General features: G+C 59.1%; 9 protein-coding genes and 1 riboswitch. Of the genes, 6 read left to right on the top strand and 3 right to left on the bottom strand.

Annotated features, from left to right (window positions below):
- Window positions 1–2: 2 nt before the first annotated feature.
- The 3 genes from BcanWU425_RS33895 to BcanWU425_RS33885 all read left to right on the top strand — a co-directional run bounded on the left by BcanWU425_RS33895 (window position 3) and on the right by BcanWU425_RS33885 (window position 3,347).
- Window positions 3–1,268 (top strand): CaiB/BaiF CoA transferase family protein, encoded by a 1,266-nt coding sequence (locus BcanWU425_RS33895; RefSeq protein WP_085383734.1) that lies wholly within the window; start codon window positions 3–5, stop codon window positions 1,266–1,268.
- Window positions 1,269–1,323: 55 nt separating this feature from the next.
- On the top strand, window positions 1,324–2,151 hold the full coding sequence (locus BcanWU425_RS33890; protein WP_007605586.1) for a citryl-CoA lyase: 828 nt from the start codon (window positions 1,324–1,326) through the stop codon (window positions 2,149–2,151).
- A 167-nt stretch (window positions 2,152–2,318) separates the two neighbouring features.
- Window positions 2,319–3,347 (top strand): SMP-30/gluconolactonase/LRE family protein, encoded by a 1,029-nt coding sequence (locus BcanWU425_RS33885; RefSeq protein ID WP_311979623.1) that lies wholly within the window; start codon window positions 2,319–2,321, stop codon window positions 3,345–3,347.
- Between the two features lie 229 nt (window positions 3,348–3,576).
- Here BcanWU425_RS33885 and BcanWU425_RS33880 read toward each other — a convergent pair whose 3' ends face one another.
- Complete coding sequence (locus BcanWU425_RS33880) at window positions 3,577–3,792, bottom strand: hypothetical protein (RefSeq protein WP_231189482.1); 216 nt, start codon at window positions 3,790–3,792, stop codon at window positions 3,577–3,579.
- A 60-nt stretch (window positions 3,793–3,852) separates the two neighbouring features.
- Window positions 3,853–4,113 (bottom strand): hypothetical protein, encoded by a 261-nt coding sequence (locus BcanWU425_RS33875; RefSeq protein WP_231189480.1) that lies wholly within the window; start codon window positions 4,111–4,113, stop codon window positions 3,853–3,855.
- Window positions 4,114–4,659: 546 nt separating this feature from the next.
- Between BcanWU425_RS33875 and BcanWU425_RS33870 the strand changes: the two genes are divergently transcribed.
- The 3 genes from BcanWU425_RS33870 to metE all read left to right on the top strand — a co-directional run bounded on the left by BcanWU425_RS33870 (window position 4,660) and on the right by metE (window position 10,056).
- Window positions 4,660–5,874: an EAL domain-containing response regulator gene (locus BcanWU425_RS33870; RefSeq protein ID WP_231189479.1), complete on the top strand. Its 1,215-nt coding sequence runs from the start codon at window positions 4,660–4,662 to the stop codon at window positions 5,872–5,874.
- Window positions 5,875–6,451: 577 nt separating this feature from the next.
- Window positions 6,452–6,655: a 4Fe-4S binding protein gene (locus BcanWU425_RS33865; protein WP_007600001.1), complete on the top strand. Its 204-nt coding sequence runs from the start codon at window positions 6,452–6,454 to the stop codon at window positions 6,653–6,655.
- A gap of 786 nt (window positions 6,656–7,441) precedes the next feature.
- A riboswitch (cobalamin riboswitch) is annotated at window positions 7,442–7,641 on the top strand.
- A gap of 99 nt (window positions 7,642–7,740) precedes the next feature.
- Complete coding sequence (gene metE, locus BcanWU425_RS33860) at window positions 7,741–10,056, top strand: 5-methyltetrahydropteroyltriglutamate--homocysteine S-methyltransferase (protein WP_231189478.1); 2,316 nt, start codon at window positions 7,741–7,743, stop codon at window positions 10,054–10,056.
- An 818-nt stretch (window positions 10,057–10,874) separates the two neighbouring features.
- On the opposite strand, the gene BcanWU425_RS33855 is transcribed toward metE, so the two are convergent.
- On the bottom strand, window positions 10,875–11,942 hold the full coding sequence (locus tag BcanWU425_RS33855; RefSeq protein WP_326952279.1) for a cytochrome-c peroxidase: 1,068 nt from the start codon (window positions 11,940–11,942) through the stop codon (window positions 10,875–10,877).
- Between the last annotated feature and the right edge of the window lie 324 nt (window positions 11,943–12,266).

Raw genomic sequence — 12,266 nt, 5'->3', positions numbered from 1 at the left:
AGATGTCTCTGCCGCTAACCGGTATACGCGTTCTCGACCTGTCAAACGTGTTGGCGGGTCCGTTCTGTGGTTACCATCTTGCGCGCCTTGGCGCGGAGGTCATTAAGGTGGAAAATCCGAACGGCGGCGACCTGGCGCGGCGCCTCGGCGCGGATCCGCAAAGAGCGGAGCGCCTGCAGGGACTCTCGTTTGTCGCCGTGAACGCCGGCAAGCAATCGATTGCACTGGACCTGAAATCGGAAGCGGGCCGCGAGGTGTTCTTGCGACTGGTCAAGGAAGCCGACGTGGTGCTCGAAAACTTCCGGCCGAAGGTGATGGAACGCCTTGGCCTCGGCTTTGATGTGCTTGTCGGGCTGAACCCGCGTCTGGTCTACTGCGCGATCTCCGGCTTTGGGCAGAGCGGACCGTGGTCCGCCCGTCCGGCCTATGACCAGATCGTCCAGGGTCTTTCCGGAGCGATGAGCGTCACCGGCGATATAACCTCGGCTCCCCTGCGCACGGGCTTTCCGATCTCGGACACGATTGCGGGACTGACTGCTGCGTTTGCCATCGCCGCGGCTCTGGTCGACCAGCGGCATAGGCAACGGGGTCGGTTCATCGACGTGTCCCTGCTCGAGGCCACCGTTGCGGCGATGGGATGGGTCGTCTCCAACCACCTGAACGCCGGGGTCGAGCCGCAGCCCATCGGCAACGAGAACTTTACCGCGGCTCCCTCCGGCACGTTTCGCACCGCGACGGGCCCGCTGAACATTTCCGCCAACGAGCAGAAGCAGTACCAAGCCCTATGCGACCTGATCGACCGACCGGACCTGAAGGCGGATCCACGCTTTGCTGGACGCGAGATGCGCAAGGTCAACCGCGCTGCGCTGAGCGCGGAGTTGAACAAGGCATTGAGTTGCAAGCCCGCTGAGGAATGGGAGGCCCAAATGAATCTGGCTGGTGTCCCTGCCGGCCGTGTGCTGACGGTCTCGCAAGTGTTGCAGCAGCCACAGGTCCTTGAGCGCGGATTCGTCGAGACTTTGGCGCCAGAACAAGACGGTGCGCAGCCGTTACGAATCACGCGGCCGGGGTTCCGGCTGGATGAGGAGTTTTCGGTGCCTTCACCACCTGCGACGCTCGGAGCAGACACTGAGCGATGGCTGCAGCGGCTCGGCTATTCGTATGCGGAGGTTGAGCAACTGGTCTCAAGCCGAGCCGTCGGGACGCCAAAGCAAGGAGAGGCTGATTTCCTGCCCGTCCGCGTAGCCACGGACGGACCGATATCATGACATCGGACGGCTTGCGTCGGTTGGCAATCGGCAGGTTGAAAGGACGGAACTGGAAATGAGCGAAGAAGAACTGAGACAGCAAGCGGCCAGTTGGTGGCGAACCTCCATTTGCGATATCGCGCCAGGTCGCATCGCCTATCGGGGTTATCCAATTGAAGATTTGATAGGCCGCGTTTCCTTTCCCGCCATGATCTGGCTGATGTTGCGTGGCAATCTGCCGACGCCAGCACAGGAGCAGCTGCTGCAAGCTGCGCTGGTTGGATCCGTTGACCACGGTCCGCACGCGCCCTCCATTGCAATTGCCCAAATGGCGGTGAGCTGCGGCCTGCCCCTGAATGGCGCAATGGCCTCGGCAATCAACACGCTCGATGACGTGCATGGCGGAGCAGGGGAGCAGGCTATCGAACTCTACGAGGATGTGCTGCGACGGCGCCAAGGGCGAGAGATCGAGCAGGCCGCTGGCGCTGCAATCGACCATTTCACCGCAACCCGCAGCAAATATCTGCCGGGCTTCGGCCACCGGTTTCATCCAGTCGACCCGCGCGCGGCCCCGCTATTGGCGCTGGTGGATGCCGCAGCTGACGAGGGCAGTGTCGGCGGCGATTATGCCAAGGCCGCTCGCGCGATCGAGCGGGTGATGCAACAGCGCAAGAGCATGCTCATTCCGATGAACATCGATGGCGCGACGGCGGTCATTTACGGCGAACTGGGCTTCGCCTCTCCGCTCGCGCGGGGGATCTTCTGCTTGTCGCGCGCGGTCGGAATCCTGGCTCACGCCTGGGAGCAAACTGGGCGCAACGATCGCAACAAGGGCCCAATGCCCAAGCAGTTCGGCTACAAATACGAGGGCCAGCCGCGTCGCAGGCTGGAAGGCGCATCATAAGCATCTCGAAAACCCGCCCAAGCTGATGGAGACCAGCGTGTTCTCGTCGATGCCGGCGGAGTTTCGTCGCCCGGGTGTTTCTTCGGAATGGGCAGACGCGAACCGCGGGGCATATCCAGTAGATTGTTTCATCGAGGGACCGTCGTTCGACCAGTCCGGGAATCTCTATGTCGTCGAGATCCCCTTCGGCCGCATTTCCGGATTTCACCGGAGGGCGTCTGGTCTTTGATCATCGAATACGACGGCTGGCCGAACGTCTGAAGGTTGCTCCGGACGGCCGGGTGCTCGTGTCCGACTATATCAACGGTCTCCTGGAGCTCGATCGACAGAGAGGGACCATCCGGCCGTTGCTGGGCCACCGCAATTCCGAGTCCTTCAGAGGCTGCAACGACCTGCATATCGCGACCAAACGCGACATCTATTTCACCGATCAGGGCCAGACTGGATTGCACGATCGTACCGGCCGGGCATTTCGACTGTGCCCTGACGGCCGGATCGACTGCTTGATTTCTAATGGCCCGGGCCCGAATGGCCTGGTGCTCAGTCCGGACGAGACCGTAATGTACGTTGCAATGACGCGCGACAATTGCATCTGGCGCGTACCGCTGATGCGTGATGGCGTGGGGAAAGTCGGACGATTCAGCTGGTTCTTCGCGACGAGCGGTCCTGACGGACTGACGGTCGATCAAAAAGGGAGGCTCTTTGTCGCGCATGATTCCCTCGGCCACGTCTTCGGTGGGGCCAAACGGCGAAAGCGGTCCGCTTGCATCCAGTCCTGCGCAGGGTGGAAGCTGCACGAATGTCGTATTGGACGCGGCACTCGGCGCATTGCTCATTACGGAATCTTCTACCGGATCAGTGTGATGGCTGATCTCGCTCACCTTCCTCGAAATTCGCCAGCAGGAGTGGCAAGGTGGTGCGGAATCTTTTCACGCGCCGGTCCGCCGCACCAAGCTGCAGGAATGAGTGTGGTAGACGACTGGCTAGCCAGTCGCCGAGAGAATGTAATTGGTGACGAATGGATGGCGTTTGTGTGCGGTGATCTCAAACCAGAGCCGGTAATCGCACTGCATGGGAAGCGCAAAAGAAGGATTCGTAATGCTGGGTCGGGCTCCGCCCGGAACGGGCCGCCGCCGACCTGTCGCCTTTTGGTCGGGCGGGTCGCGGTATCGCTTCCCACAACGCAGAATGATTGATCGCCGATATTTTCGAACGTTCTCGCCAAGAAGGCCGAAGAGGTAACCGCTCGCGGTGGGAGTCAGCACCGCATCAGCGTCAAGGTTCTCGATCATGCTTGGCCGCGACGCACGCGTGAAGCGTTCGTTTTGAGAAGGAACAAGCCCAGGATTTACTGCTTGAAGGACTTTACCGATAGCACGCTAGCCCAGAGCGCTTCAAGTGTGTGGCGCAGAGGTCGTACTACTGTCAGAGCCTCTTGCGCGCGCGCAATCCTCCAACCCGATATCCCCTCTCCTCGTAGAAGTGGCGTACCCGTTCTAGGGCCGGATAACCATCCGGAGGCAACGCAACCTCAATCATCTGCCAGCCGCGTCGCTTCGCCTCCGAATCTACCGCCTCGAGCAGATGCCGACCGCAGTCAGAGCTCCGGAAGTCACGAGAAATCCATAGCTCCTGAAGCACGCCGTACGCTCCGGCTGCTCTCACGGCCTGTACGGCCGAGATGCTAGCTACCCCTACAATCTACCCGGTGCCTTGTTCCTCAACGACAAAAATGAAGCCCTGTTCGGGATCCTGAATCAGGCGCAACGCCGCCTGCTTCGCGCCTTGAAGGCTGAACTCCGGTCCGGGGCCACCTAACTCGGAAAGTAGCTCTTCGACCGCTTTTGCAACCGCGTTCTCATCTCCTGGCACGCTCTTGCGCAAAGCCGTGCCCGCGCTGGACGTGCCTTGCCCTTCAGCGCCAACACGAACACCTGACTTAGCCCTCTGGAGGAAATTCATGCTCAGGAGGATACAGAAAACGCAATTGAGAGCAACTATCTGGCTCGGTAGGAAGCAGCACGTCCACACTCGCTATAGGCAACAGAGCTGAGGTAATTGCAAGCCATTGCCGTTCTCAGAATCGACTGCGGCTTGAGCAGCTGCGAACTCATGATGGGCTGCCTTCGATTGGAAAACAATCACCAAACGGCACACGCCGGTCATGTCGATCAAACGTTCGTAAGAGTGATTGCCGATCGTCGCTCACGAACTACTCTATTCAATAAATCGTGCGCCACGATGATCGCAGCGCCATAGAGCGTCAGCTCGGTCCGTCCGAAGGAGAGATTCCCACCTCGCGTACGACATCGTACAAAGTTGCGCGAAGCGCGACAGGTATCATACGCGTGCGCCCGACAAAATCGTCTGAGCAAGATCGCGAAAGATTTTGCACACTAATGCACTATCTTAAGCTTATCTCGAACAATCGAAAGATATCGGGAAGCACAGCTTGTTTGGACCTTCGCTCCTCGTTTAAGGCACCGTCACGGAACGGGAGTGGTTGCGATGGAACATGGGCAGGCCGAACTGGTCGGAGGGAAACCTGTAATCTTCGGGCAACGTAAGGTGCGGCCGCGGGCATGCCTGGCCGTCGGCAAGCGGCATCTGCGCGCCTTTCTACGGGATGTGCTGGAGGATATGGGATTTGTTATCAGCGAATGCAGGACTGCTGACGAGTTGCCGCATGTACTCCGCACGGAGTTCCCTGATCTGATCCTGCTCGGCATTGGCTCGGACCGCATCGAGCCTGGACGATTGCTCGAGATACTGGTGCGCGAAGAATTTGCAGGCCGAGTGCTGGCGTTCGGAGCGCGCGAGTCGATCATCATGGCGGCAGTGCAGCAGGTCGGCAGTGAATATGGACTTGCTATGCTGCCGCCGCTCAGGGCGCCGTTTGCAGCCGACACGTTGCGCGATCGGATCGGCATGCTCTTGCCAAGAGAGCCGGCGCCCCGTCCCGCGGTCCATGTCGGAGAAGCCTTACACGCTGGCTGGCTTGAGCTCTGGTATGAGCCGAAGTTTGACGCGTGTACCCTTAGCCGCCGCGGCGCCGAGGCGCATGTGCGAATGCGGCACCCGACCTGGGGCGTTGTTCCACCGGCCTATTTCATCACGGAACCTCACGATCCGCATTTTAGGAACTTGTCGCAGTTCGTGATCGACCGCGCGATCAAGGATTGGCAGTATCTTCTGGAGCAGCAAACTTCGATCGATCTCTCCATCAATCTTCCGGCAGCATTCCTGATTGACCCGCAGGCGGTACGCGATCTCTGTCGGCGCATGCCGTCGCACGCCGCTTTCGGCGGTTTGACGATTGAAATCGAGAGCGTGGAAGCGATCCAGAACCTAGATCTCCTGGTCGAGGTTGCGCGTGAGGTTCGCTTTCACAACATTGGCCTTGCAATCGACAATGTCGGTGCCAATTGGCCGCAGCTGATGGGGATGACAAAATTCCCGTTCCTGAAATTGAAAGTGGATCGTCAGTTCGTCGGCGGCTGCGCGAATGGGCCCCTCAAGCGAACGGTGTGCCGCCATATCGTCGATCTCGCCAAAGAGTACAATGTGCGCACCGTCGCCGAAGGTGTGGAGAGCCAGGCTGACCTAATCGCTGTGGCCGAACTCGGCTTCGACCTTGCGCAGGGCCATCTGTTCGGAAAAGCCATGCCACTGAAGCAATTTGCACAGTCATCTTTCAACCCTGCTGCAGCTCGTCTAAAATAGTTGCGAGTGGCTGAGTGCGGCCAAGCGACGCTCACGAGCACCGCCATGCCTACTCGGCACCAGGCATGAGGCTGAGTGCAATTCGGTCTGCAGGGCCAGTGTCGCTCGTCCCGCCGCCACTTCCTTTCCCTCCGAAGCTTGTTATACCACAAGCCCGTTTTGGCAAGCCTCCAGCGAGTCCTCCGCGCAGCTAGCGTTGCAGCCATGAGCGAGGCTTGCACAAACCTCCAGTCGGGGTGTGTGACCGGAGGTTTGCCGAGATCCAACGTAGACCTGCGTCCGTTGGCGGTTTTTTGTCGCCGCCGGTTGAGGAAGCGTCAGCCTCGCTTGCCCCCGCGCTGACGTGCCAAACAAACCGACGGACGCTTCCAGCGTCAAGTCGCGACTGACGCTCGGAAGAGGGCCCGAGGGCTCGTAGCCTGAAATTGAAGCGACCTGTTGCTGTCGCAGATGCAACATGGTCTCAGACCCGGGACAGCCGAATTGGGCAGATTGCCCAACATTGAGCGCGTCTGCGTTTGGCACGGCATTTGAAAGGGATCGCCCATGGCATCGCTCGCCTAAGGAGTCGGAAGGCATGGCTTACAAGATCGTCGCTTCGCAATGCACCGTTTGTGGCGCATGTGAGTTCGAGTGTCCCAACGCGGCGATCAGTCTGAAGCGCGACATTTACGTTATCGATGCCAAAAAATGTACGGAGTGCGAGGGCCATTGCGACACGCCGCAATGCGCGGTGGTCTGTCCGGTCCCTGACACCTGTGTCCCGTCCAAGACAGGATAGGCAGCCCGCGACCAAAAGGCCTCATCGCTCGATTTCGCGAACGAAGTTGTAGATGTGGGACCTTGAGGAGACCACGACCGCATGGGGCGCATCGAGGTCGATTAACATCGTTATGAGCTTAAGACGCTGAGCGACTCCGAGGAACCCCTCAAAGGGCTCTGTCGGAGGACACCGTCGAAATTGTCACGAACAAGGACAAGGCCCTCGATGCTCAGTGGCCGCGTTAAGGCCTATCATCGCAGGCCGCGAGTCGAGGCGAGGCAGACCGGCGTCGAGCAGCCACGGACGCATCGAAGCCGGCGCAAAAGTCGCTCAGCACGTGAACACCTATTGCACCGAGAAGATCATCTTGGCCAACCTCACGGAGGCGGACGACCTCGTGCCTGGTCGCGGGCCGCCGAACACCAAGGAGCCGACCTGATCATCCGTGCGGTCCTGGAGCAATCCGGCTTTCGAAATGTCTAGGGAGCCTCGTGGGCTGTGACCAAACGGATGCCGGCCGAGGATGATCGCACCTTCCTGACGCGCTGGTTCGAAAAGCTGCTGACGGAAAAGGTCGCCTCCTCGCGATCACACAGATACCGAAAGCTGCCCGGGTTCGTTCCGGTCGTGGAGCTCAACCGTTACGCGAGCAAGGAGCGAATGCATTTCACAAGCGGAGCCTCCACAGATCCGGGCGTGTTCACCAGGCCGCGAGCAAGACCGTCGTGCCCGCCTAGTGCGCTCGTAATCGCTTGGGCAATATCGCAGCGAGAATCGGTAGGTTGACGCATCGATCCTCGTGCGCATAATTCAAGCCGTCGCGGTCTCCGGATTTCGTTTGATCTGGAGCTAAGAGGGAAGCCGGTGCAATGCCGGCGCTGCCCCCGCAACTGTAAGCGGCGAGCCGCTGTCCAACGAAGTCACTGAAGCCATGCGGCTTCGGGAAGGCCGGACAGCAGCGACGACCCGTGAGCCAGGAGACCTGCCTCGACAAGATATCGTCCACGGGCGGGGCGTCCCGGTGTGCGCCAAGCAGTTGTCGCTCACGCGATGTTCGCTGTCTGCGTCCGCCATGGCCTTTGCCCCAACATGGGGTCTAAGCTATGTCAATCCTTTCGCTTCCCGTTGCCACACTGGGGACGTCACGCATCGGCCCACGACGCGAACTCAAATTCGCGCTCGAGAGCTACTGGGCGGGAAAATCCAGCGAAGCCGAGCTCCTCGAGGCGGGGAGTGGACTTCGTGCCGCTAATTGGGCACGGCAGAAATCCCGCGGTGCGACCGTCATTCCTTCGAATGACTTCTCGCTCTACGACCATGTGCTCGATACCAGCCTAATGGTCGGCGCCATTCCCGACGTTTACGGCTGGAACGAAGGTCCTGTGTCGCTCAAAACCTACTTCACCATGGCGCGTGGCGCTCAAGACGGTGGTCACGCTCAGCATGGGCCCGGCGTAGCCGCACAGGAGATGACGAAGTGGTTCGATACGAACTACCACTACATGGTGCCGGAATTTCACCAGGATCAGATCTTTACGTATGCCTCTCGGAAGCCGATCGAGGAATATGAGGAGGCAAGAAGCCTCGGCTATCAGACGCGGCCCGTCCTAGTGGGCCCAGTCACTTTCCTGAAGCTCGGCAAAAGCGTAAATCCCGCATTCAATCCGCTGTCGCTGCTTGATCGCCTCCTCCCCGTCTATGTCGATGTTCTCCGCGAACTAGCCTCGCGCGGCGCTGAATGGGTCCAGCTCGACGAGCCATGCCTAGTGATGGACGTCGACGAAGCATCTCGGGCGGCTGTCCGCCGGGCCTATGCTCATTTCGCTAAGGCCGTGCCGGCCCTTAAAATCATGCTGGCCACATACTTCGGGGCTGTCGGCGACAATCTTGAAACAGTCTTGGCCTTGCCCGTTGCCGGGCTTCATGTCGACCTGGTTCGTGCACCTGACCAGTTGGACGCGATTGTCGCCAGAGCCCGTAGAGATCTCGTGGTCTCGCTCGGTGTCGTTGATGGTCGCAACGTGTGGCGTTCTAATCTGCCGGCGCTACTCGACCAACTTGCTCCCATGGTCAAAAAACTGGGCAGGGACCGTGTTCAGATTGCCCCCTCCTGCTCGCTGCTTCATGTTCCGACCGACATTGAGCTAGAGATCGATCTCGATCCCAATCTGAAGACGTGGTTGGCGTTCTCAGTGCAGAAGATCAAGGAACTTTCGATACTGGGCAAAGCGCTGGCTGGCTATGCTGCCGACGTGGCCGATGAACTCACGCTCTCAGAGGATGCATCCGTCACTCGCGAAACATCGCCGAAGATCCACAGTGCGAACGTCGCCGGACGAATGGCCGCGATCGACGATAGCATGCGTCGCCGTCGCAGTGCGTTCACCCAGCGCGCCGACGTCCAGCGCGTCGCCTTCGCATTGCCAATGTTTCCAACCACAACCATCGGATCCTTCCCGCAAACGGCGGACGTCCGCAATGCGCGTGCAGCTCATGCGCGGGGAGCGCTGAATGACACGCAGTACGAGCAGCTTCTGAAAGCGGAGACAGCCCATACCGTGCATTGGCAGGAAGATATCGGCCTGGACGTGCTCGTACACGGCGAGTTCGAGCGCAATGACATGGTTCAATACTTTGGCGAGCAGCTGTTGGGTTTCGCATTCACCAAGCACGGCTGGGTTCAGTCTTATGGCTCGCGGTGCGTTCGTCCTCCTATCCTGTTTGGAGATGTCTCCCGCCCGAAGCCCATGACCGTTAAATGGTGGCGACATGCGCAGTCTCTGACCAAAAAACCCGTCAAGGCTATGCTGACCGGACCGGTGACGATCCTGAACTGGTCGTTTGTCCGTGACGACATCCCGCGGAGCGAGACATGCCGACAGATCGCTCTCGCGATCCGAGACGAGGTCATCGACCTTGAGGCAGCTGGAGCGACCATGATCCAGATCGACGAGGCTGCGTTGCGGGAGGGATTGCCGCTGCGCAAATCGCAGTGGAAGGACTATCTCGATTGGGCAGTGGACAGTTTCCGCGTTTGCTCCTCCGCTGTCGCTGACGGAACTCAGATCCATACGCACATGTGCTATTCCGAGTTCAACGAAATCATCGATGCGATCGCAGCAATGGATGCCGACGTCATTTCAATCGAGGCGTCGCGCTCCAAAATGGAATTGCTCGACGCTTTCAAGAGCTACAAATATCCTAGTGAAATTGGGCCGGGCGTCTATGACATTCATTCACCGCGCATTCCCGCAGCAGCCGAGATCAAGCAGCTGATTGTGTTGGCGCGGCAGCGGGTTTCCGATCGGCAGCTCTGGATCAATCCCGACTGCGGACTGAAAACGCGAAGATGGGAGGAGGTGCGTCCCGCGCTCGTCAATATGGTGGCCGCCGCACGCGAGTTGCGGGCCGAGGCATGATCGTACGGAGCGTGTCGCCAACGTATCTGTGAATAAGATGAACGCGCTTTGGGAGCTCGCGATATCCTTGCGAGCTTCCAAAGTGTCCAGCGCCTACGAATGCCGGTTTGCCCCGGCGGAGGCGATCGCATACAGCGGCGACAAGCCCGAATCCGGCGGACGACCGCATGCCGGCCATACCGATTAGGTGACATATTCCAAGTCACTTACGCTCGACGCGAACCGCAGTCCTATCGCTTCATTTATCCATCCCATGGATGCGTCCCATCACAACAATCTATTTTACCGCCCTTGCGGAGTTTCATACCTAATTTGCGCCTTCGCGCGGTCTTCGGGAAGATTTGCTGGTATCGGCGGTGCCAAATACTGGCGCGTGACGGCAAACTGACGGTTGAGTTTCAGGGCTCGGCAGTCAAACCGCCTGCGCGATGGATCCCAGCTCCATCAAGGGGCTGCCCGTGCCAACCGGACAGCTGGCAAGTGGTGAGCAAGTCCTGAAGTTTACGACAGGAGCGGAAGGCAAGCGGCTCGATAAGTTGTGCAGAGCGATATCCGCTTCTCCCTGTTTGACGGCGAATGCCCTCGTCGTAAGTCGATCGCCGGTAGTCCTCCCTACCGACGAAAGCTGGAACGATGCGGAAAGCAGCGTCGCTCCCGCGTGACTTTCGCCCGGCCTCGCATTGAGGCCGGGCGGCTTTTTATGTGCCTGCTTATCAGTGACAGCAGGGGATCATTCATTTTGGCGTCATTGCGGGACCCCGGGCTCTTGGAGCGCATCTGTTGCTGTTCGGCAGGGAATGAGGCCGGTGCTGCTAAGCCTATCTGTCTATTGAAGGCTTTGGTGTCGTGTTGGTGCGCGTCGGCAGTATCGGATACTCGATCTTAGGCAGCCGACCGGTCAGCGAATTCAGAAATGCGACAATGTCGTTTTCCTCCCTATCGCTAAGCTTGGCGCCGAGCTGGATGTCACTCATTAGGGCAACAGCTTGCTTCAGGCTCCAAACCTGGCCCGAATGGAAGTAAGGGGCTCGCAACGCGACGTTCCGCAATGGCGCCGCGCGGAAGACATATTCGTCGCCAGCCGCCCAGGTAACCGCGAATCGGCCCTTATCGGCGTCCGGAAGCACGCTTGCGTCCGGCTTTTTCATCACGCCGAACGGGAAGTAGGCCTGTCCGCCGAGATTGATTCCATTGTGGCAAGAGGAACATCCCTTCGCCATAAACAGTGCCAACCCTGACTTCTGCTGATCATCGAGAGCACGTGTATTGCCCTCCAGATACTGGTCGAACGGAGCCGCAGGTGTAATGAGAGTCGCTTCAAAAGCCTCGATCGCCTTCGCAAAATTTTCAAAGGTGACCGGTCTCGCTTCGTTCGGAAAGGCGTTGTTGAACAGCGCGACGTAGCTGGGCATTGAGTTCAAGATACCGAGCACATGATCCGGAGTCGCATTCATTTCGGCACTCGCCTGCACCGGGCCGGTGGCTTGCGCCTTGAGGTCCGCGGCGCGTCCGTCCCAGAATTGCGCCGCATTGAACACTGCGTTGTAGACGGTTGGCGCCCGACGTAGGCCGACCTTCCAGCCGTGACCAACGGAGGTCGGACCGGCATCGACTCCGCCGGTGCCGAGATTGTGGCACGTATTGCAGCTAATGATCCCGCTCGCCGATAGACGCGGATCGAAGAACAGCATCTTGCCAAGCTCGACCTTTCCATGCGTCACCGGATTGTTTTTTACCGCAGGAATGACCGAGGGGATCGGATGGAAGATCTGCTTGGCGTTTCTCATCAGATCATCGTCGGCGTTAGCTCCTGACGACATCAACAGCCCAATAGCGAAAATAGATGCTTCAGCGACAAGCCGAAGCTCCGGGATCAACATGTTCATACACCGCCTCATTAGTTCTGATTGTTAAACAAGGAAACAGTCGAAAGCGATGCCACGCGTTCCTCGACGGTCCGGCGCAGCATGCAGCGGATCCTCAAGCGAGGCTGCATCAAAATGTACGACTTTGAGGAGCCCGCCGCGGCGTTCACGCAAGGGCTTGAGGGGAAAGTTGATGTATCCGTCTTACACCCATGGCCGCGCTCAGCGCTCACGGTGTCATTGGACAATTAGCAACTGCGGTGCCAGTTGCGTCCGAGATGCAAGTTGCTGATTTAGTTGTAGAACGGGTCCGGACGAACAAACAAACTAGGATGTCTTGGTTTG

This window comes from Bradyrhizobium sp. WU425, from assembly GCF_021052305.1.
In the GTDB taxonomy this organism is placed as follows: domain Bacteria; phylum Pseudomonadota; class Alphaproteobacteria; order Rhizobiales; family Xanthobacteraceae; genus Bradyrhizobium; species Bradyrhizobium canariense_D.
Note: the sequence above shows the minus strand (reverse complement) of the source record. Positions and strands in the feature narration are given on the sequence as shown.